Consider the following 22,142-nt stretch of genomic DNA (forward strand, 5'->3'; position numbering starts at 1 on the left):
TGGTCGGCTTCATCACTTTTTCAGCTTTTACTTTCGTGCGAATTACGAATGTTCATAACCGTATAGTCCCGTTTCAATCCAATCTTTCTATGATGGTGGCATTCGCCATGCCGTGGCCCTCACACATTGTTTGCAGCCCATAACGGCCGCCTGTCCTTTCCAACTCATGGATCATTGACACCATCAATCGGGCCCCGCTGCCGCCAAGAGGATGACCTAAGGCAATCGCCCCGCCATTTGGATTCAGCTTCTTGGGATCTGCCCCCGTTTCTTTTAGCCAGGCAATAGGTACAGGAGCGAAAGCCTCATTCACTTCGAAGACATCGATATCATCGATGGAAAGGCCGGCTTTTTCCAAAGCTTTTTGAGTGGCGGGAATCGGCCCAGTAAGCATCAGGGTGGGATCTGATCCTACTACAACCCGTGTATGCACTTTAAAGCGTGGTTTCAATCCAAGTTCTTCCGCTTTACTGCGTTCCATCAATAATAAAGCGGCAGCACCGTCACTTATCTGGCTTGAGTTCCCGGCATGGATTAAACCGTCTTCTTGGAAAACCGTTTTCAACCCAGCCAGTACTTCCATGGTAGTTCCAGCCCTTGGACCTTGATCTTCCGTAACTTCCATTTGATTTCCTTCTTTATCAGTACCCGTCACTGAAATCATTTCACGGTCAAAATGCCCTTCTTTTTGAGCACGTATTGCTTTGGCATGACTCTTAACGGAAAACAGATCACATTCTTCACGTGTTATTCCCCACTTATCGGCGATTCTCTCAGCTGATAAACCTTGGTTGATCACCTCATACCTGTCTAAATACTTTTGGCTGGTTACAGCACCTTGAATATTAGACCCCATGGGGACTCGGGACATGTTTTCCACTCCTCCGGCCACTACAACATCCATATCTCCCGACAAAATGGCTTGGGAAGCGAAATGGACAGCCTGCTGACTTGATCCGCATTGACGATCAATCGTCGTTCCCGGCACTTCGATCGGAAATCCTGCAATCAGTGCAGCAATTCTTGCTATGTCACCTGCTTGTTCGCCAGCCTGTGAAACACAACCTAGTATGACATCATCGACAATAGCCGGATCGATGCCCGCCTTCTCAATCAGCTTTTTCAATACTTCCCCTGCTAGATCATCTGGGCGAATGTCTTTCAAGACACCGTTCCTTTTCCCTACTGGCGTTCGAATCCCTTCAACGATTACCACTTCCCGCATATACTCTCTCCCCTTCTCATCCTGTTTATATTAAAGGCCCAGATTCTTAGCGATGATTTTCTTCATGATTTCATTTGTCCCGGCATAGATGCTTGCTACCGGGACATCCCGATACCTTCTGGCAATCTTGTATTCTTCCATATATCCATAGCCGCCATGAAGTTGCATGCACTCAATCGATATTTTTCTCGCAGTCTCCGTCAAACGCCATTTTGCCATCGAAACCTCTGTGACCACCTGTTCTCCCGCCATATGATTGGCGATCAATTGATCTAGGAAAACACGCCCCATTTTGATTTCCGTTGCCATTTCTGCGATTTTGAATTGAGTATTTTGAAACTGACTCACGGATTTTCCGAACGCTTCCCTGCTTTTCACGTACTCAATGGTATCGTCCAGCATATCCTCTGATGCCGTTTGAGCACAAATTGCCACTACAAGGCGTTCCTGCTGCAATTTCTCCATTAAATAAGCAAAACCCTTGCCTTCTTCACCAAGCAGGTTTTCCTTTGGAACACGACAATCCTCGAAGATGAGCTCTGCTGTATCCTGACTGTGCAAACCAAGTTTCTTCAGTTTCCGCCCCCTGGAAAATCCAGGTGTATCCCTTTCTACCACGACTAAGCTAACGCCTTTATGCTTTGGAACGGCATTTGGATCCGTTTTACACGCAACGATGACCAAATCCGAATGAATGCCATTTGTGATGAATGTCTTTTGGCCATTTAATATGTAATGTTCTCCATCCAAAATAGCAGTGGTTCTTATATTGGCTAAATCCGAACCTGTTCCAGGCTCTGTCATGGCGATTGCTGTAATGATTTCCCCTGTCGTGCATTTAGGAAGCCAGCGCTGTTTCTGCGCCTCATTTCCGTATGCGGCAATATACGGAACAGTGATGTCACTATGGAGTCCGAAACCAATGAATCCAGAACCTACTCTTTCCAATTCCTCATTAATTATGACCGCAAAGCCCCAATCTACCCCGGAACCCCCATAATCTTCTCCAAGATCCGGACAGAGAAAACCCTGTTCCCCCATTTTCACCCAAAATGACCGGGGAATGATCCTCTCTTCTTCCCATCTTTCATAGTGGAGAACTGCTTCTTTCTCTAAAAACTTTCGGAATGTCTTACGGAAAATGTCATGATCCTCACTTAGATATGGATGTTTCATCTGTTTTTATCTCCTCTGCATGTCTTTGTCTAAGGCTCTTTTCAAGATCGATCTATAATGGATTGCATCATCTTTTCCAAAAGGAATTCACACTTACCTGGGTGACATTCGAATGGCCCCATCCAGCCTGATGGTTTCCCCATTCAGCATTGGATTCGTTATGATGCTCTCCGTTAGCTTAGCGTACTCTTCGGGATATCCGAGCCTTGATGGGAATGGAACGGTTTTACCTAATGACGTCCTCGCTTCATCAGGCAATGAATCGAACATCGGAGTATGGAATAGGCCCGGTGCAATAGATACGACACGTATCCCTTTGGTGGCAAGCTCCCTTGCAATCGGCAGGGTCATCCCAACAATGCCCCCCTTAGAAGCACTATATGCTGCTTGTCCGATTTGTCCTTCAAAGGCAGCTACCGAAGCCGTATTGATAATGACACCACGCTCCCCCTCTTGGTTCGGTTCATTTTTGACCATTTTTTCAGCCGCAAGTCGGATGACATTAAATGTACCGACCAAATTGATTGTCACCACCTTTGAGAACGCTTTCAATTCATGTGTACCTTTTCTGCCTATGACCTTCTCTGCAATTGCAATACCAGCACAGTTGATGACCGTATTGATGCTCCCGAATTTTTCAATTCCTTCTTCCAACGCTCCCAATACACTATCTTCACTTGTTACATCCGTTTTAATGAACAGGACTGAATCTCCCAATTCATGAGCCATCTTAGCGCCATTTTCTTCCGAGAGGTCAAATATGACTGCCTTTCCACCTTTTTTAATGATGTTTCTTACTGTCGCCGCTCCCAGACCTGAAGCCCCGCCTGTAACAACTGCAATGGTTTCTTGAATATCCAAATCCTCACCTCATTTGTTTCTAGAATATATATTCATCTTTCACTACCATCAATACCTATTTTCAATATTAATTTCACCGCTTGCCTGTTTTATCGTTCACCTTCAAGTCATGAAGGGTTTCGGTAAAGCCTTTGATTACCTGTTCAAAATCCTGTTTCAATCCATCCAGCTCTTGAATGCGTTCATTAATTTCGTTTAATTTCTGTCCTGCCATTTCAATCGTTTTTTCCAATTGCTTGATGCCTGTCCTATCCTTATCGAATAACAGGACTATATCCTTTATTTCCACTAACGAAAAACCATACTTCTTACCGCGCATTATGATTTTAAGCTGTGCGTATTCTTTCTTTCCATAAACTCTTTTTCCCGTTTCGGTACGCTTTGGCCTAAGCATACCCAGTTCCTCATAATATCGGAGCGTCCTTGTCGTCAATTCGAATTCTTTTGCTAACTCAGAAATGGTGTACATGTTAAAACCACACTTTGCAAAGGGATTATTTACCTTTATTTTAACATTGACGTTAACGTAAACTTCAATAAATATTCACAAAATTTATAATATATGAAACTGCATGAAAGATTCAAATTGATATACTAGAGGTATATTCTTTAAAAGAAGGGAATGATCGATCAATGCTATGCTCAAAAATATTAGTTGCTTACGATGAATCTGAATTGGCACTTAAATCTTTAGAAAAAGCGATTGAATTAGCCAAGTTGGATCCCGCTATCGAAATCCAGGTGCTTCACGCTGTAACGTTGCCAATCAAACCAAATATATATGGTAATGCCTTTCAGGAAATTGAAGAATCCATGCTCAAGTATGGAAATGAAGTGATAAAAAAAGCGGAAGCGCTATTATCAGAAATCCCGAATGAATCCCAAACATTTGTCGTAGAGGGTTCAGCCATCACGACTTTATTGGAACATGCAAAATCCCGGAATTGTGACCTTATCATCATGGGCAGCCGCGGATTGAGTGGTTTCAAGGAATTCCTAGGCAGCGTGAGCCACTATATCGTTCAACATTCCCCAGTGCCCGTCTTGTTGGTCAAATAAAATTTACTGCAGATATTATGCCGGCCCTTTCATAGCTGGGTTTCCCTTTGGAATCCAGCTTCTTTATGCGTGCCTGAACCCCCATCAAAACTTATCGTGTTTTACAAACACTTCCGTTTACGGGTAAAATGAAACTAATTTTAAACGAGGATAACAGGTGACGCAATGGATATTAAGCATTTGCAATACTTTATAGAGGTAACCAATTTTAATAGCTTCACTCGGGCTGCCGACCATTTATTCATTACCCAGCCGACCATCAGCAAGATGATTAAAAACCTGGAAACCGAGCTAGGTGTTGAGCTTTTTGATCGGTCGCGTAAGCAACTGATCCTGACCGATGCAGGCAGGGTTGTCTTGGAACAGGCAAAATTGATTGATAAGGCCTTTCACAATTTAGAAACGGAAATGGACAATTTATTAGGTTTGAAAAAGGGACATATACGCATCGGGCTGCCGCCGATCATCGACGCTTCTTTCTTCCCCCGAATTCTTAGCCGTTTTCATGAGGAATATCCCAATATTACCTTTCAATTAGTAGAGGATGGTTCAAAAAAGATTGAAGAATCCGTCCAAAATGACTTAATTGATATAGGCGTTATTGTCCTGCCAACCAACACCGCACTTTTTCATCATTTTGCTTTTTTAGAAGAAGACATTAACTTGATAGTTCATCCCTCCCATCCACATTCTTGTCTGGCAGAAATCGATTTGGCCGATCTGGAAAACGAGTCTTTCATCTTATTCAATAAGGATTACGTCCTTCGAGAACTCATCATTTCATCCTGTAATGAAGCCGGTTTTTCTCCACATATCGTTACTGAAAGCTCACGCTGGGATTTCATTGAGGAAATGGTTTACTGTAAACTCGGAGTTGCTCTATTACCTGAAAGTTTATGCCATCATGATGAACGCGTGAAGTCAATCAAGGTTAAAAACCCATCCATTAGTTGGAATTTGGGATTCATTTGGAGTAAGGACCATTACCTTTCATACGCTGCAAAAGAATGGCTGAAATATACGAGGGAAGCGTTATCTCATAACGAGTGAATTTTAATCTGCCTGATGGGATGTAAGCACTATCATAGATTTTGGTTATGCATTTGATAACATCTAACCATTTTACAATACGTAACGGCGGGGTTAGACTTGGTATGAGTAAAAAGCACGGTAACTGCTGATGGTTTCCGTTTTTTCTGAAAGGAGATATTAATGATCACTTTATCCAGTGTCGATGAGTTACACGAAACAGAAGCAGCTCTGGAGAAAATTAAATATTCATACCCCGAACTATTTAATAAACTGCTCCATGTCGTTGCCTTAACACGGACTTTTCAATTTAAATATCAATTTATGGGCACTTTAATCATGGATGAAAACCCAAACGAATACACCCCTGAATTCGTTATGCCCTCCGTTATCAGATTATATATAGAGGAAGTTCAAAAGTTAAAGGATGATCCGAATATCCAGGTATTACTTCAAACCTTCTCCCAAAATAAAAATATTGGATATGCCAAAATCAGTATGCTTGTGCTCGGTAAAAGCCCTGAATCGCTTTTAGGTGCTTCATCCATCAAATGAACCACCCCTGATATGCTCCAAAAAAAAAACCTCCATTAACGGAAGGTTTTTTTCTTTAACACGTTATTAAAGCACTTTGCTCAAAAAGGCTTTGGTTCTTTCCTGCTGGGGATTATCAAAAATCTCACTGGGGGTATTTTCTTCAATAATATAGCCTTCGTCCATGAAAATGACGCGATCACCAACTTCTTTTGCAAATCCCATCTCATGGGTCACCACTACCATGGTCATACCTTCCTTAGCAAGTTGCTTCATGACCTCAAGGACTTCACCGACCATTTCCGGATCTAGAGCGGAAGTCGGCTCGTCGAATAACATGATTTTTGGTTCCATCGCCAAAGCCCTGGCTATTGCGACGCGTTGCTTTTGCCCCCCCGATAATGAATCCGGGTATGCGTTCGCTTTCTCGGCAAGCCCCACTTTCTTAAGCAGTTCCATCCCTCTTTGGGAAGCCTGGTCTTTGGAAATCTTGCGGACCTTTAGAGGCGCAAGCATAATATTATCAAGAACAGTCTTATGTGGAAATAAGTTGAAATGCTGAAATACCATGCCAACTTCCGTCCGGACTTTATTGATATTGACCTTCTTGTCTGTCGTATCAAGTCCTTCGATGAAAATATGCCCTCCTGTTATCGTTTCAAGTTGATTGATACACCTGAGGAAAGTGGATTTACCCGATCCAGACGGCCCGATTACAACGACTACTTCCTGAGGGGAAACGATTGCATTGATATTTTTCAATACTTCATTTTCCCCAAATGACTTCTTTAGATTCTCGACCTTGATCATTCTGTTTTCAACCTTCTTTCGAGTCTACTTAATACGAAACTTAAAATGAGCGTAAGGAATAAATAGATGAAGGCACACGCCAAATATGGCTCCCACACTTTAAAGTACTGACTCCCCATCGCCTTTCCCCAATACATTAATTCCGGGGCTGCAATGACACAAAGCAGGGACGAATCCTTCAATAATACAATGAATTCATTTCCTAACGGAGGGATCATTCGTTTGAAAGCTTGAGGCAATACAACATGAATCATTGTTTGGGTATGGGTCATCCCCAATGAACGTGATCCTTCCATTTGCCCTTTATCGATGGATTGAATGCCCGCACGGAAAATTTCTGCAATATATGCGGCTGCATTTAAAGATAAAGCAATGACCCCGGCGGTTACTGCATTCGTTTCACCGGTAAAGAAGGGCACAATTCCAAAATGGATTAAAAAGATTTGAACTAAAAGCGGTGTTCCGCGAAAAACCGTGACATAACAGTAAAATGGAAAGGCCAGCACTTTGTTCCTCATGATTTTCCCTAAACCGATCAATAACCCCAAGAAGGTTCCGATGAGGATGGAGGAAACCGACAGCCCTATAGTAAGCAGTGTTCCTTTTAATAAGAAAGGAGCATATTCAAAAATAATATCCCAGCGAAAACTCATTCCGTTTCCCTCCTAAAGACCAAAAAAACTGCGTAACTTCACACGTAAAGTTACGCAATCTTTTACTATCCACTTGTTTTTATTGTTGTGCTTTCAATGTTTCGATATCTGGATCAGTACCAAACCAGTCTTTATAAATATCTGCATATTTTCCATTTTCATAAATGGCATTCACAGCTTTATCGAACTCCGATTTCAATTCACTGCCTTTCGGGAACATAAGACCATAAAATTCCTCATTGAAACTTTTGCTATCTTCAACGACTTTCAGTTTTTGATCGGGGTTATTTTTCACATATTCCTCAACAACCGTATTATCAGCTACGACAGCCGAAGCTCCACCTTTCAGTAATTCCTGAATGGCCAGGTTATTGTTTTCGAATTTTTTGATGTCCTTATGATTTTTTCCAAGGAGTTTCTCTACCGCTTCCTGTCCAGTTGTACCAGTCTGAACGGCAATGACCTTCCCTTTCAATTCACTTCCTGATTTTATATCACTTTTCTCAGGAACGAGAATCTTGTTAGTTGATAAAAAGTATGGAACCGAGAAATCATAAGATTGTTTTCTTTCGTCATTCACTGTAATCGCAGAAATTGCGACATCCGCTCTCTTAGATTCGATTTCAACAAAAATAGGGTCCCACCCAACACTTTCCAGTTTAACTTCATAACCTGCTTCTTCAGCAACGGCGTTGATGAAATCAACATCGAATCCTACAATCTTATCGCCTTCAAGAAATTCAAATGGAGCATAATTGGCGTCAGTCACGATTCTGAGTGTTTTTCCATTGGACTCTTCTTCTTTACTAGTTGTCGAGACTTCTTTATCCTTTCCGCATCCTGTCATGACTAGTAACAAAGAAGCTACCATGGCAAACACTAAAAAAGAAACCTTTTTCAAAATAATCCCCTCTTCTCTCTCGTAAACTCTCTTTTTTTAAAAAAACAGATAAATCTAACTTTAGAGAACATTCAGTATATTCTTTTAAGAATATTATACGTTCATTTGTTTTTTTATTCAATAAAAAATCGACAAATAACTTTAGTAAAATAAAAGTTTAATCAATTAACTCGGTAAATCAAAAATGCAAATATTCTCTAATGGGTAAACGGGCAGACTTTTTCCCTTTTCTCGAATTAATGGATATTATATTGAAAACAGTAATTGAAACTTTCAAAAGATTTAATAGAACAAAAATAAGCAGCGGCCAAATTAGCGTGGCCGCTGCTTAAATGATTATTATGGAACTTCCTTATTGCCCTCTTCAATATCTAACATATCCAAAAGGAAGATGAAGATCGGTATCCCGATGATCAATCCCCATATCCCTAGGAAATGCTCTGAAAACAATAGGATGATGAAGGTGAAGAATGTTGGAAGATTTGTTTTTGCCGACATGAATTTCGGATTTAAAATATAGCTTTCAAGTGCATGGATCACAACAATCATGATTAATACAGCAATCACTTTAGGCATGCCGCCGATGCTATAGGCAATCATGCTAAGTGGAATGAGGGAGATGATGACCCCTGCAACCGGAATCAAACCCAGGAAGAAAATCATGATCCCTAGTCCGAGCAACTGCGGGAAGCCAAGAATCCATAAGAAAGTTACCGATAGGACGGCATTCGTAATGGCTATCAAGAACTGGACCTCAATCACCTTTCCGAATGAATTGATGAATTTGACGCCAAAGTGGCTTAAGTTTATAAAGAAAGATTTAAATTTGGCCCGCTTGAATTTAGAAGTGAAGCGAATGATTTTATCTTTTTCCAATAAGAAAAATAGACTGAGCAACATGGAAATGAAAACTTGAAATGCCAGTTTACCGAAATCGGATATATAAAGATAGAGTGTATTCATCTGTGTTTGAAGATCGAGCGGCGATCGCAGCTCGTTCATTATATTAATGGCGTATTGAATGACCCTACTATCTGGTGGATGTTGAAAGAAGAAAACGATCTGTGTGACTAATTCAGTGAATTGTAGCGTAATGACCGGTAGATATTTATAAAGAACGATGGCTAAACAAGAAATGACGACTGCATATAAAAAGCTTATAACAACCTTAGAATTGATATGCATCACTTTATTCAGCCGACTCATGATAAATTGCTCCAGCCTTCCCATCAGGAAAGTGAAAACAAATGTGAATAACACGATATTAACCATACTTCCGATGCTTATTAAAAAGAGGACTAACACAATTAATGTAATTAACCTTGAAAAACCTTCGCTTTGCAAATACTCTTTTACCACTTACCTATCTCCTAACTACCATTCTGCCTTGATAATTCCTTCTACTTATTATTTTACACGGAATTGAGGGATTCTACTACAATTACCTTCCATTGACAACAAAATTTTTTGAATGATCAGTAATCCCCATGATGCAGACGTTAGTTAAGAGCTTTTTAGAACATCCGATTCCATAATTCCACTGTCATTCATGCATGAAAAAAACATCTGCCATGGGCAGATGCTAATCTTCATCCTTCACATCGATATCTTCGGGGATGGGTTCGTTATAATAATCCGCCAATTGCTTCTTATATTTTTCCATCTGTTCAAGATGCATATTAAACTGCTCTTTAAAAATCAAATGCTGCTCACCGTCATGAACGGTGCGAATTTTATTTTGAACGATCAAACTTTCTATATAAGATTCCGGCATCGATAAATATTCCGCAGTCTCTTTAATTGTCAAGTACATGCCTTCACCCCTTTTCCATACTAACTATACTAGATTGGGGGCATTATTTGAAGTGCTTGATATTTGATTGAAAATCCCTTCAATTCCAAGGAAAGGATGAAACCGGATTCAGGGTTTTTGACATGTAACATCCCCAGCTTAATCGATTTCCGTAAATGGAACATTTTATACAAAATTCCAAACAATAACTTACAATCCCTTCCAATAACATGTAAGATAATGTTAAAGTACTATATCCATATATTAAGAGGAGTGGGACAAAAATGACCTTCTTTTATGTCATTCTTGCGGCAATTTTTGCTGTTTTCCTGGTCAATTTCGTTAAAGGGCTAAGTGAACCGGCTAAATTAGAACGCTATCAAAATGAATTCCGTAAATACCATGCGGAAACTTTAGATTTGCATGCAACGGAAATCGTTTCAGAAGCATTGATAGAAAAGCTTAATAAAGCACTAGATTTCAATTATATGGAAAAGGTCAATGCTGAATTCCGACTGAAGCATCCACGTGACTCACAGATAAAGGTCAATCAGGTTTGGCGTGAATTGAAACGCTATTTGATTATGGCTGCAGTGTTTGGAAAAGTTGAAATGTTTAATTCAGTCATCGATGAGTTATGGCATATCATGCTGAAATATAGACAGGAATATGATGAGTTTTGCCAGGCTTTCATCGGTAGGACCATTCAGCACCATCCGCATTCAGAACCTGTTTTCAAACCCGAAGAGCGTACTCTTTTTGACTTTTACTATGTACAGCTATTTACGGTGGACTCCCATTCCATTCAAAAATGGGGTAAATTTTTCAAACATGATAAAGGGCAAACGCTTCTCCGCGATTTTGAAACGTTGGAGCTGGAGCAGTTAAAAGAAAAATATATGCGGAAACCGACAAGTATACAAGCGGAACGGACCTTTGAATCTTTCACTTCCCAATTTAAAGAAAATCGCCCTTTGACAGAATTGAATTGGCGGAAAACGTACGACCAGACGGACTACGCAGCTCCTGCCTATTTCACTTATGCAAGTACCGATGATTTTGACAGCGAATTTAAAGATATTTTCGGGAATGAACCGAACACAGTTTCCTCTGGATCCGGTCATGGTGGCGATCATAGCAGTTCCCATGACAGCAGTTCTGATTCCTCTTCTAGCTGTTCTTCATGCAGTTCTTGTTCGTCATGAGCTTTTCGCTTGGAAAAACATTTGAATAAACGCGAAAAAACCACTCTGTATGCTTTCAGAGTGGTTTTTTATGATTTTGATGATGTTCTCATAATGGATTTCTACTAATTCTTCACAAACTTTATCTCAGATGTTTTGAAAGTCTTCAAAACCAGCTCCATGAAAAGTTAGATAGATTCTACTATGAGTTTGGTTTTTTCAGAAGATAATTCAAAATTGAAAAGATATTAACCAAAATTGGAACAATGTCCTCTATTAATTTTTACAGAATTTAACTTATAGCTTTTAGATTATTAATTAAAAGGAGAAGAAAAACAGAAAAAACATTTTTTTAGCAATTTTAGCAACGATTTTAATGTTTTCCACTATTGCTCCAACATTTAGTTTTGCTGTTGGGAATAAAACAACAGTTAATATTGAAGAAGATGTAAATATGACTAATGAATATTCAACTAATACAGCAGATTCAATGTTTAACAATTCATATGAATTTGCTACAGAAGAACCATCCTCAGGAGAGGTAGGTATTCAACCTGCTGGATTTAAAGGGTGGGCAATACAGATTGGGATTGATGAAGCAGAGGGTGTTACTCAATCAACAATTAAATCACGATTAAATACTTATTTAAAAAATGCTGGGGTACCTTCTAAATATTCTTTACAAATTGCCGATGCTTTTGCTCGGGCAATCACTTGGTTTATAATGTGATTATAATATTTTGTATAAAATTTAAATAAGTATATTTAATTTATTTTTTTTAAGGAGTTACAACTGATTTGGATGATAAAGAGATACGGAAATTCAGACCAGTTTTTGTATATACAAATTTGGAAAACAAGAAAAAATTAGTACAAGGTTTAACTGAAGATCGAGTGAAATTAATTAAAGAATTAAAAAAGTATAGAAATGCCCTTTCACCATTTTTAATTAATGTTTTGCAAACTAATATAGATCAGTGGGAAATGGAAATTTATGATTGGCAAGAGGAAATAAAAAAAATAGAAGCAGAGAAAGAGAGCTTTTAAGTGCTCTCAGTTTGTAGACAAAAGGGGTTCGGAATTTATAAATTCCGAACCCCTTTTGAGATTCCCTTTGAATTTTCGTCCAAGGTTAAGAGATTGGGGCACTGCAAGCCACTCTTTTAGGCCATTATTAGACATTGCCATGTCCAATTGGCTATCTTCTTCAAATTATAGGTAAGCATCGCCTTCATCGGAAATTTTTTAAGTCGTCTATTTCCTTCTTCATTAATTCCACCGATTGAACCAATTCTTGATCCTTTGTTTATTTTTCTCGAGAACCTCCTTCGATGTCCGGTTGTCTTTTTGTTTTTTCCATTCAAAGAAAGAGGCAATTCCGATAAGCAGCCCTCCGCCAATGATTAAATACAGCCACCATGGCATCTCGCTCCACATCGAATTGGTATTCATATAGACATTGAATAAAATGGTGCCAGTTCCAGCGATGAAATAGGATTTGTATTTCATCATGAAGCCAACGAGCATTGCTGCCAATGACACCGTTCCGATAATGAGCGCATCGTATAAAGTGTTGCCCGCCATTGCATCAATGATCAAGACTAAAAACAGGAGGAATACAATACCCATCTCGATATATTGTGTGATTTTGCCTTTAACAAAGATTTTCCTCAGCAGAATGGTGCTGACAATGAACAGCGGCAGTATATTTACCTCCTCCTCAAGTACAACTGGTATCGTGAATTGACCCGTGATGACCCAATACGGATAGAGACTGAATAATATCGCTGCAGCTAACTGGGTTTTTCTTTCCATCATTCCTGTCGTCGTGCTTCTCATCAAAATGAAATAGATCGGAATCAACAGTGCCACGATGATTTCCAGAAGGAAATGTGCTGGTCCCCCCATCAAAACATCCATGTTCATGGCAAGAAGAAACAGCAAGCCATAGACTCTGTAAAAGTCCAATTGAAGTCCTGCCCCGCCTTTAGTCAGCAGGCCTTTAAAGAATTTCCTGCTAAGAAGTACCATTATGGCTGCACACCCAAAAAGGACTGTCATACCAACGAAAGGCCGTAATGTGGCCGTATACATGATGGTGGTCCAATACGGATACAAACTGATAATTCCCGTCAGCCAAACGTAGATGCCCTTTTCTTTTACATCCTTTGTGAAACTTCCAATCAAGATGAAGTAAACCGTGATCAAGAGTGAGACAATAACTTCGAGTAACTGGCTTGATGTTTCAGTTACGGGAATTCCCCTATTCATGGCCAGTAAAAATAACAGGCCATATATCCTGTATCCATCGATAGTAATACCTGTATCTTCCTTTTTGATTAAGCCATTGAAATAACGTCGGCTTAAAAGCAGCATTCCTAACATACAGCTGAAAAGGACCATCAATCCCATTACAACCGATAGGCTGTCGGCATAGTCGACGATGATTAGGAAAGGATATAGACTGACTAGAGCAGCAATATTGGAATAGATTTTCCTCTCTTGCTTTTCCGTTGTTAAGCTTCTCAGGAAAATGAAATAAGCGGTTAACAAAAACGATACAAAGACTTGGAGTAACTGTTGATCATTATCATTAAAAACCTCTGCATTCATATCGATCACAAAGAATAAACCATAGATTCTGAAAGGATCAAAGCTGATGATGCCCGATCCGTTTTTCTTGAGTAAACCGCTGGAATACAGCCTGCTTAGCAACAACATTCCTGCCATACAGCCGAAAAGAACAGCCAAACTCGTGACGATTGGGAGTGTATGGGCATAGTCTATGATATTGATGAAAGGGAAAAGTCCGATGATGGCTGCTATTCCTGAGTAAATGCTTTTTTCTTTCTTATAGATCGTGAATCTTCTCATCAGGATAAAGTAGCTAGGCAACAGCAGGGAAACAAAAATCCCCAAAATCGCAGATCCTGTACCGCCCATAAACACTTCCAGATTCAGAGTACAGAGATATAACAAGCCATAAATCCGATAATAATCAATGACTCTTTTCGTTCCCTCTTGGTTGACCAATCCTTTGAAATGGCGACTGCTTGCAAACACCATCACAGCCATGCATATAAACAATACAATTATCGCAAAAACCAGAGGTAATGTATTTGCATACATATTGTAAAAAATGAACGCCAGGGTCAGAGGAACCACAACATAGTTCCGCCAATTCCTTTGCATGAGCAGATACCAGGCAAACAAGAACTGTCCAGTCATCACCCCTACCCAGACCAATTCGCGGTTAAGCGGAAAGTCCCGGATTGCCGTTTCCAAGATAGCTATGCTTATCCCTAAATGAATGAATGGAATAAGGTAATACTCCATGATGCCTTTCCAATTCTTATTGGATAACGCCCACAGAATGGTTATGAGTCCTGCTGTTATCATCATGCATATTGATTTAATGAATACCATTTGCTCCATGTTTACCACAAATAAATGGACCTGTAGGAAAAGGACTGAAAACCCTAGGTACGTAAAAACGTATTTTCCCCATTTCACATGCGCCCTAAAAGCACTCAAAATATAAATCAACAGTTGCGCAACATATAGGAACGGCGAACTTTCCGTTTGGGCAATGAGCATATATCCAACAGGAATCGCCAGTAAATTGGCAAGGTGACTTGCGTAAAAGAAGTACAGTTTCCCATTTTTTGAGTATTTCCCAAGCCATTCTCCTAATAGGAAAAAGATAATGGGGCCGATCAACACGAACGCAATCTTCAACACCATTGAACCAAAATCAAAAACATCGTAGAGTGAAGCATATAAGCTGGCACCTGTAATTACGACAGGTACCCAGAATATGTGCTTCCGATGGATATGGACGGACCAACCATTTATTGCAGTAGCTACAGCAATCACTCCGCTTGCCTCCAAAGGATTCAGTGAATCGAATGGGATCCATATCAAGGAAAGGAAGGAAAGAATCTGTCCACTATATGCAAAAACAGGAAAGAATTTATGATATTCCTTTTTAAATGTATAAGCTGCACCAATTGAAATCAGCGAAACCCCCATTAAATAGAGGCTGACCGGGATATATGAACGGACCCACTCTAAACCTTCCAACAAATATGGATAGAAAGCAACCAAAGCCAAAACGAAAGTGATTGGAAATCCGTAAATGGCGTTTTCCTTCATATGCTTACTATCGTCTTTAATATATGTGATGAAGAAAAGGCCAGAGATCATGGCGAGGGCTACGCTAACTGCAAGCCAATCCATTTCGCTGAATTTACTGGTCAGTATCACTAACATGGTCATTGGGGAGATAAGTAAGATACTCCGCTTAAACAGGCTGTACTTCGGGTGACTGTTATATAAATATAATCCAAGATATTGGATGACCTGAAGAACAAAAATCAGATTTAAACCGGTAGAAAAAGAGACTGGTAAAGCAAAGAAAAGGTATACGAACGCTAAGTTGAAAACAACAACTGCCGGGTACGTGAAGCTTGATTTTCTCGATTGAACGGAAACATAGACAAGCTGTGCGGATACTATCATGAGCGCGATGAATATTTGCGCATAGACTTCCTGGTACGCCATCCCGTTTATATATAAGAAAACGATCCCGCTCTCAATCAAACTTGTAAACATGAAATTCTTCGAAAGCTTAGTCATATTGAATTTGACCAGATATTTTGAAAGAGCGGTAAAAATGATTGGTACAAGTGCAAAAGCAATGACCATGTATTCATTTAATAATGAATTAAAAACAAAATGGATATATCCATACGTAAAAACGGCACTAAAAGCCATTTCATAATATTTTTTTTGAAATTTTACGGCAAAAATTAAAAACAAAACAGAAAAGAACATCAACGTTAGTGAATACACCAAGTTACTAGAGAATAACGTCAAGATTACAAAGGCTTCAACGATGATCTTAAACTGGATGAATTGAAAAACGAATGGTTTGAATAACGTTAATGCTTTTTGATTTTTCAATTGCTCAATATTCCATAATAGAATTAAATTAAGAATGCCAATGGCCAAAAACATCCACTCGATAGTCGGCGTCACAAAAGCTAAACCGAAATAACAGGTAATGCCGAACGTGAATATGGAAATGAAAATGAATATTTTCGACTTAAAGTAGTCAGCAATCTTAAAATAAATGGCTAAGCAGAGTAATCCTCCAAGAAACCCCAGAAGCCCCCGCCCCCCACCATTAAGTGAAAGGTACTCTCCAAAAATCCGATAATATGAAGCTGATAAAATCGTAATCGGAATGAATAAACCCGCTAGCGTCAAGAATGCAAAAGCTGTCTGTTTAATTTTCAGCTTCGAAGCGATGAAGGCCATCCCCGCAAAAATGACGGAAACCATTCCTATGAAGAAAACTTTAAGGACCGCATTCAAATTCCCCCATGAAGAGGTTGCTAAAATCAATCCGCCGAACAGAAGTAATATGACCCCAGTAAGCAGGATGACAGAGATATTCCGTTCCCTGATTTGCTCAGGTGTTTTCTTCAGCTTTGCCTGTTTTACTGGTTTCTCCAGCTTGAATGCCTGCTGGTCAATAACCGGTTTCCTATCAGTGATCTCCTTGACAGGTTCAAGCCTATCCTCCAAAACGGATTCAATAGGATCATACCCGGCCTTCTCATTCTTCATTATCGATTCTTTCAATTTCCCAGATTCCCGTAATTTCAATGAAGATTCTTCAATCAGGCTATCTTGAACCTTCATCTCGGCACTTTCACCGATAATCGTTTCATGTGCTTGGATGGACTTCTTTTTTTCATACTCTAAGCGCTTTTGTTTATGGAGGGCTAATTGGAAATGCCGATTGTATGCCCTGCTAATCCGGATATATTCTGATTTAGGGATGAGCCGCCTTTCCCATAAAACATCCAGCTCTTCTTGGAAAATACGCTTCCTTCTTTCTAATGTCATTTCTTCCTTTGAAGAATCATTCATCCCAAGATTCCCCTTCCTTCAAATAGACCTTCTATCATCTTATGTATATTCTCTTTTCGATAATAACAAAGTTTTTCCATTTTTTAAATATTCAGGATGATACGTATATGAAACAACGAAGCCAGTGGTGTTCCTCCTGACTCAAAAAAAAGAATGACTTCCATTGAAGCCATTCAGCGTCTTTCCATTGATTTTACTTTATCCTCGCTCCTGATAATGCATAAATAAACGATCATTGAAATGAAAATCGAGGCCGCTGCCGTGATATAGATGCTCCTATAGCCGAAGAGGAAGCCTATCTGCCCGAACACGATGGCACCTATGCCCACTCCAAGATCGAAAAATGAAAAGTATGTTGCATTCGCCATCGCCTTCCGATTAGGTGCCGTCTTTTCAATCGACCATGCCTGCAGCGCCGGCTGGACAGAACCGAATCCAAATCCATAAAGCACTGCCGCAATGTAAAGGACCGCTTCACTCGGCATCCACGCAAGCAGCAGCATCCCAGCCATGATGAGTACTGTTGAAGGCACGAATATGGCTCGATGTCCCCTTCGGTCATATAATCGACCCGCGAATAATCTCGTGACCATGAGGGCCATTGCATATACTAAAAAGTACCACTGAATCCCATCTACACCTTTTTCCGTTGTATACAGGGGAAGGAAGGTTGCAATTCCACCGAATGTAACGGAGATGAAGAAAATGAGCAAAGATGGCTTAAGGGCACTTTTTTCATATATGTCAAACCTTTTGGCTCTGACAGCCGCCGAAGAATCACATTCCACTTTTTGATACCGAATAAGTGATGCTGTAATGATGGCAAACAATCCTAATAATGAGCAGATTAAAAACAACTCTTGAAAAGGAAGGACCGTAACTAGAAAAAGACCCAATGATGGCCCGAATGCCAGTGCTAAGTTACCCGATAATCCGTAATACCCCATCCCCTCACCACGCCGTTTCGCAGGGATTATATCGGAAGCAATCGTTCCTGAAGCCGTTGAAGAAAATCCCCAGCCGACGCCCTGTACAATCCGCATCATGAATAACAAGCCGATGCTCCCCATAAAACCGAAGGAACCCACTGACAATGCGAAAATGGCTAACCCGATAAGAAAAACGATGCGTCTTCCCTTCGTCTCCAATAATCTGCCGGCAATTGGCCGAACAAGCAAGGCCGAAAAAGTGAAGATTCCAAGGACAGCCCCCACCAGGCGGTCGTCACCACCAAGCTGCTCAACAAACAGCGGGAGGGTCGGCATCGTCATTTGAAACCCCATGAAGATGCACATATTTGCCAAACAGATCATAATGAAATCACGTGTCCAGATTTTATCAGTCCCTCTTACCCGTTCATCCACTAAGGTTTCCCTCATATCCCTTCACCTTCCAATTAAAATAGTCATTGCCAGTTTACTAAAATTGGTTAAAATAAGCGAATGATTTATTTCGTGCACCTAAATATATATATATAAATAAAAGCCCAGTATGACACTGGACTCCCCCCTTTAACATTCATAATGAAAAGCTGACATAACCATTTCCGTCCACTTTCCTTCCGTATGCAAACTAACAATTTAGGTTCGCCTTGCTGTAATACATAATACCATTGCTTCTATTCATCATTCATACAGCGAAACGACTCCGAATCCTTTTAATTGAAACGAATCCCGCCAATCTAATTGAATTTCCTTAAATTCAAAATTCCATTAAACAACCCAGGAATCAACCACTCTGCTAGTGAGGAATGGTAGTATCGCCCTATCTTAGTGTATCCCATATCTTTCATCTACCCGCCCGAACGAGTTTCTGTTCTTTTCTTCGCCGTTTATCTTGATACATTTTTTGATCCGCTTCTTTGAATAAGCTATCCATATTCCCTTTGGAATGCGAACGGTAAGCATGCCCGATTGACATACTGATGTGAGGGCCTTTTTTTAGGGAGTTTTGCAGAAGGATTTCTTCCTTTAATAATTCACAAAGAGATTCTACTTCTCGCTTGCTTCTATCAATCAGCAGTATGGCAAACTCATCCCCTCCCACTCTTGATACAACAGCGATGTCCGAGAAAATCCGTTTCAATAGATTGGCTGCTTCTTTAATCAATTCGTCCCCTTTCTTATGGCCATACGTATCATTCATAAATTTCAGCTCATCTAAATCACACAAAATCATGGCAACCGGAGTGTCAAAATCCAGATTGGATTTCGCAGAAATATTATCGAAAAACTGTCGATTATGGATATTCGTTAATGGGTCATGGGACATTTGATACTCAATATCCTGTATGAATCTCACTCTTTCATCGATATTCCGAATGATTCCTTGAACGGCTACCAATCGCTCTTTTTCATATATTGGTGTAGCATATTCCTCGAACCACAAATAATTCCCCTCGATATCTCGCCAGCGCTGAATGACCGGCTTAGTATAATCAATCCCAACGTATATCTTTTCATTTAGGATTTCAAAGTCATCAGGATGAATCCTTTCAAAAGGCGAGGAAGGGTCATTGTATGCTTCTTCCAAGACACCTTGACCTAAAAGTGTATTGATGGATGGACTTAGATACCTGAACTTGGAACTTGGATTTGATTCGTAGCAGTAGATGATATCCTTAGAACTTTCCACTATATTAAAAACCTTTTTTTGCTCTTCGAATCCTTTCTTCAGATAGTCCTTTTCCCTTTTCTTGCGAGTGAAGATCGTACATTTAAATATATCTAATGACAATTTATTGAATTTCATTCTACAGCCCCCATACTTTTGAAGTCATTTTCCAAATTTTTTTCCTTACACTTGATGGCGGACTTACACGGTTCATTCGTTACTTTTAACATAATTATCCTTTATATATTATAATTCCAAAACATCTAAAAGGAAAAACTTTAAAAGTTTTTCCTTATTTCCTGAGAAAGGGGACCGCTTCTAGCAAATTACCCACGCTATGATAAACTGAAAAACGGAAGAAACACTAGCATCTTTTCTATTATTATTGGAAACTCGTTTAATCCTCTCCAGCACTTTGGTACTTTGTTCCAATAAATATTGACTTCTGTTTATGGTTCATTTCTAAATCAGCATCACCATAAGCCATAGGCTGTTCATGAAGATGAAATGGCCGCATAATTGAAAAAGCCGATCCCAATTGGATCGGCTTTTTCATGCTTCACGACTATTTCGTTACCTCGATTTTCCCATTATTCGTTTCCAATTTAATTAAGTTTTCGCCTTTTCCAATGACAGTATTGCCCTCATGCTTACCAAGGATATCTACTTTCCCATTGTCGACATGAACATCGAAAGTTGTATTTGTCGGTTCATTCTCCGTTTTAATCATGATTTTACCATTATTACTTTCGAGGTCGATCTCCCTATCCAAGTCTTTCGTGACCAATGTGATTTTACCGTTATTCGATGACCCAACCAGTTTTCCCTCTACATTATTAAGATCTACTTTTCCGTTAGCAGATTTCACTTCAACTTTTTCAGTAATTATATCATTCAGTTCTACCCGGCCATTTTGAGATTTCACATTTAGATTTTCACTTTTCAATCCTGATATTTGCAATTTACCATTATCGGACTCGACGACAAAGGATTTATAAGATTTATCAGGTACAAATACTTTTAAATGTAAGGATTGTATATGAAAACCAAAGCTAAAGGTACTTCGGTCTTCTAATTTTACCGAAAGCTTCTTTCCTTCCACATCTGCAGTGAAATCCAACTTGGAAACATTCACCCCTTTTGAAACCAACTCAATCCGGGTCTCCCTATCCTTCGTTGGAATAATCTCTACAGCTGCATTGTCAGTGTCGATTTGAATGTCCGTCACGATCTCTGAAATCGTTTTTTCCTCTGTAGTCGCTTTCTTATCCGTCACTTGGGAAAACGTAAACAGACTTCCTATTACTCCAATCAATAACAATACAAGTGCAATGATTGATAATTTCTTAACATTAATCATTTTTCAAACCGCCTTTCACAAGGGAAGCGTTAAATTTTAAATAGCGAATGAACCCTTTGGTTAAAGCACTCGTAGCAACAAACATTCCCATGGCAATGAAAATGCCAATCCCGCTTAGTCCCAATGCGAAGAACAGGTCGAATAATTGAAAGTTACCTATCGCAAGGTTGAAAAGAGCGCCAAACGGAGCAAGAATGAACGCTATCGCCGATGTCCATCCTGCAATGACAACTCCGAGCAATGCTATAAAAGGTCCCAAAACGATCACTAAATTAAAGAATCCCAAACCAATGACTGCCCAAACTGCCCGCATTACATTACCGGCAGAAGTCGTTTGTTCGACCTGGCCAAGATGATAGGTTGCCATCAGCTCCTTGGAAATCTGTTTAGGATTCCCAAGGGATGTGGAGATTTCCTGCTCTGACTTCCCTTTTTCCATTCCAATTGCGAAATACTCTTCGTAATCTTGGAGGATATCTTCCCGTTCCTCTAAGGAAAGTCTGGTTAAAGAGGCATTCAATTGTTTTAAAAACTGTTCTTTATTCATTGGTTCACACCTTCCTTGATTAATTGGTTGACCCCATTGGAAAATTCATTCCATTCCATCAGCAGCTCTTGAAGGTATCTCCGGCCTTTGTCGGTTAACTTATAATACTTGCGCGGAGGACCTTCTGTTGATTCTTGCAAATAAGTCGTAAAATACTCTTCCTTCGTCAATCGTCGCAAAAGTGGATATACCGACCCTTCCGATATTTCAATTTGATCCGAAATCTTCTGTACAAGTTCATAACCATAACGATCCTGCTTATCCAATAAGACCAGGACACACAGTTCCAGGACACCCTTTTTAAATTGTACATTCATATCCCCATCACTCCTTCCAAGAGTCTTTTAGTATAGTTCAATAAACAGTACTGAACACCGAACAATACATCATATGTAAATAATTTACCACATGGTATTGTTTATTGCAAGGTACTGAAAATATTTTTTTGGTCTTACATG

21 protein-coding genes are annotated in these 22,142 nt (G+C 39.8%); 6 read left to right on the forward strand and 15 right to left on the reverse strand.

Going from position 1 to position 22,142, the window contains the following annotated elements; all coding sequences use genetic code 11:
* Nucleotides 1-73 precede the first annotated feature (73 nt).
* The 4 genes from QUF86_RS01920 to QUF86_RS01935 all read right to left on the reverse strand — a co-directional run bounded on the left by QUF86_RS01920 (nt 74) and on the right by QUF86_RS01935 (nt 3,731).
* Nucleotides 74-1,225 (reverse strand): thiolase family protein, encoded by a 1,152-nt coding sequence (locus QUF86_RS01920; RefSeq protein WP_289333440.1) that lies wholly within the window; start codon nt 1,223-1,225, stop codon nt 74-76.
* 30 nt (nt 1,226-1,255) lie between these two features.
* A complete protein-coding gene (locus QUF86_RS01925) occupies nt 1,256-2,401 on the reverse strand; it encodes an acyl-CoA dehydrogenase family protein (RefSeq protein ID WP_289333441.1) in 1,146 nt (381 codons plus the stop codon).
* A 93-nt stretch (nt 2,402-2,494) separates the two neighbouring features.
* Nucleotides 2,495-3,262 (reverse strand): 3-hydroxyacyl-CoA dehydrogenase, encoded by a 768-nt coding sequence (locus QUF86_RS01930; RefSeq protein WP_289333442.1) that lies wholly within the window; start codon nt 3,260-3,262, stop codon nt 2,495-2,497.
* A 73-nt stretch (nt 3,263-3,335) separates the two neighbouring features.
* A complete protein-coding gene (locus QUF86_RS01935; RefSeq protein ID WP_289317934.1) occupies nt 3,336-3,731 on the reverse strand; it encodes a MerR family transcriptional regulator in 396 nt (131 codons plus the stop codon).
* Between the two features lie 164 nt (nt 3,732-3,895).
* Here QUF86_RS01935 and QUF86_RS01940 point away from each other — a divergent pair, with 164 nt between their 5' ends.
* The 3 genes from QUF86_RS01940 to QUF86_RS01950 all read left to right on the forward strand — a co-directional run bounded on the left by QUF86_RS01940 (nt 3,896) and on the right by QUF86_RS01950 (nt 5,905).
* Nucleotides 3,896-4,321: a universal stress protein gene (locus QUF86_RS01940; protein ID WP_289333443.1), complete on the forward strand. Its 426-nt coding sequence runs from the start codon at nt 3,896-3,898 to the stop codon at nt 4,319-4,321.
* A gap of 165 nt (nt 4,322-4,486) precedes the next feature.
* Entirely contained in the window at nt 4,487-5,371 is an 885-nt protein-coding gene (cidR, locus tag QUF86_RS01945) for a cidABC operon transcriptional activator CidR (protein ID WP_289317936.1), read from the forward strand.
* A 162-nt stretch (nt 5,372-5,533) separates the two neighbouring features.
* A complete protein-coding gene (locus QUF86_RS01950) occupies nt 5,534-5,905 on the forward strand; it encodes a hypothetical protein (RefSeq protein ID WP_289317937.1) in 372 nt (123 codons plus the stop codon).
* Between the two features lie 66 nt (nt 5,906-5,971).
* Here the strand turns inward: QUF86_RS01950 and QUF86_RS01955 are convergent, their stop codons facing one another.
* The 5 genes from QUF86_RS01955 to QUF86_RS01975 form a co-directional block, all read right to left on the reverse strand.
* Nucleotides 5,972-6,694 carry an amino acid ABC transporter ATP-binding protein gene (locus tag QUF86_RS01955; protein ID WP_289333444.1) on the reverse strand — a complete coding sequence of 241 codons (723 nt, stop codon included), beginning with the start codon at nt 6,692-6,694 and terminating at the stop codon, nt 5,972-5,974.
* Nucleotides 6,691-7,347, reverse strand: coding sequence for an amino acid ABC transporter permease (locus QUF86_RS01960; RefSeq protein ID WP_289317939.1), 657 nt, complete (start codon nt 7,345-7,347; stop codon nt 6,691-6,693). The genes QUF86_RS01955 and QUF86_RS01960 overlap by 4 nt, the downstream gene beginning before the upstream one ends.
* A 79-nt stretch (nt 7,348-7,426) precedes the next feature.
* Nucleotides 7,427-8,248 carry a basic amino acid ABC transporter substrate-binding protein gene (locus QUF86_RS01965; protein WP_289333445.1) on the reverse strand — a complete coding sequence of 274 codons (822 nt, stop codon included), beginning with the start codon at nt 8,246-8,248 and terminating at the stop codon, nt 7,427-7,429.
* Between the two features lie 339 nt (nt 8,249-8,587).
* Complete coding sequence (locus QUF86_RS01970; protein WP_289317941.1) at nt 8,588-9,607, reverse strand: AI-2E family transporter; 1,020 nt, start codon at nt 9,605-9,607, stop codon at nt 8,588-8,590.
* Nucleotides 9,608-9,830: 223 nt separating this feature from the next.
* Nucleotides 9,831-10,061: an excisionase family DNA-binding protein gene (locus QUF86_RS01975; RefSeq protein WP_289323741.1), complete on the reverse strand. Its 231-nt coding sequence runs from the start codon at nt 10,059-10,061 to the stop codon at nt 9,831-9,833.
* Between the two features lie 263 nt (nt 10,062-10,324).
* On the opposite strand from QUF86_RS01975, the gene QUF86_RS01980 reads away from it, so the two are divergent.
* From QUF86_RS01980 to QUF86_RS01990, 3 genes are all read left to right on the forward strand, one after another.
* Complete coding sequence (locus tag QUF86_RS01980; protein ID WP_289333447.1) at nt 10,325-11,245, forward strand: glycine-rich domain-containing protein; 921 nt, start codon at nt 10,325-10,327, stop codon at nt 11,243-11,245.
* Nucleotides 11,246-11,600: 355 nt separating this feature from the next.
* On the forward strand, nt 11,601-11,954 hold the full coding sequence (locus QUF86_RS01985; RefSeq protein WP_289333448.1) for a hypothetical protein: 354 nt from the start codon (nt 11,601-11,603) through the stop codon (nt 11,952-11,954).
* Between the two features lie 68 nt (nt 11,955-12,022).
* Nucleotides 12,023-12,271: a hypothetical protein gene (locus QUF86_RS01990; protein WP_289333449.1), complete on the forward strand. Its 249-nt coding sequence runs from the start codon at nt 12,023-12,025 to the stop codon at nt 12,269-12,271.
* Nucleotides 12,272-12,493: 222 nt separating this feature from the next.
* Here the strand turns inward: QUF86_RS01990 and QUF86_RS01995 are convergent, their stop codons facing one another.
* From QUF86_RS01995 to QUF86_RS02020, 6 genes are all read right to left on the reverse strand, one after another.
* Nucleotides 12,494-17,164, reverse strand: a complete 4,671-nt coding sequence (locus tag QUF86_RS01995; RefSeq protein WP_289333450.1) for a hypothetical protein — start codon at nt 17,162-17,164, stop codon at nt 12,494-12,496.
* Nucleotides 17,165-17,337: 173 nt separating this feature from the next.
* Nucleotides 17,338-18,543 (reverse strand): MFS transporter, encoded by a 1,206-nt coding sequence (locus QUF86_RS02000; protein WP_289333451.1) that lies wholly within the window; start codon nt 18,541-18,543, stop codon nt 17,338-17,340.
* A gap of 409 nt (nt 18,544-18,952) precedes the next feature.
* Nucleotides 18,953-19,915 (reverse strand): sensor domain-containing diguanylate cyclase, encoded by a 963-nt coding sequence (locus QUF86_RS02005; RefSeq protein WP_289317948.1) that lies wholly within the window; start codon nt 19,913-19,915, stop codon nt 18,953-18,955.
* A gap of 427 nt (nt 19,916-20,342) precedes the next feature.
* Entirely contained in the window at nt 20,343-21,137 is a 795-nt protein-coding gene (locus tag QUF86_RS02010; RefSeq protein ID WP_289333452.1) for a DUF4097 family beta strand repeat-containing protein, read from the reverse strand.
* Nucleotides 21,130-21,684, reverse strand: coding sequence for a DUF1700 domain-containing protein (locus tag QUF86_RS02015; RefSeq protein ID WP_289317951.1), 555 nt, complete (start codon nt 21,682-21,684; stop codon nt 21,130-21,132). The genes QUF86_RS02010 and QUF86_RS02015 overlap by 8 nt, the downstream gene beginning before the upstream one ends.
* A complete protein-coding gene (locus QUF86_RS02020; RefSeq protein WP_289317952.1) occupies nt 21,681-22,001 on the reverse strand; it encodes a PadR family transcriptional regulator in 321 nt (106 codons plus the stop codon). Before QUF86_RS02020 ends, QUF86_RS02015 begins: the two co-directional genes overlap by 4 nt.
* Nucleotides 22,002-22,142 lie beyond the last annotated feature (141 nt).

It is taken from the genome of Peribacillus sp. NJ11 (genome assembly GCF_030348405.1).
Lineage (GTDB): Bacteria > Bacillota > Bacilli > Bacillales > DSM-1321 > Peribacillus.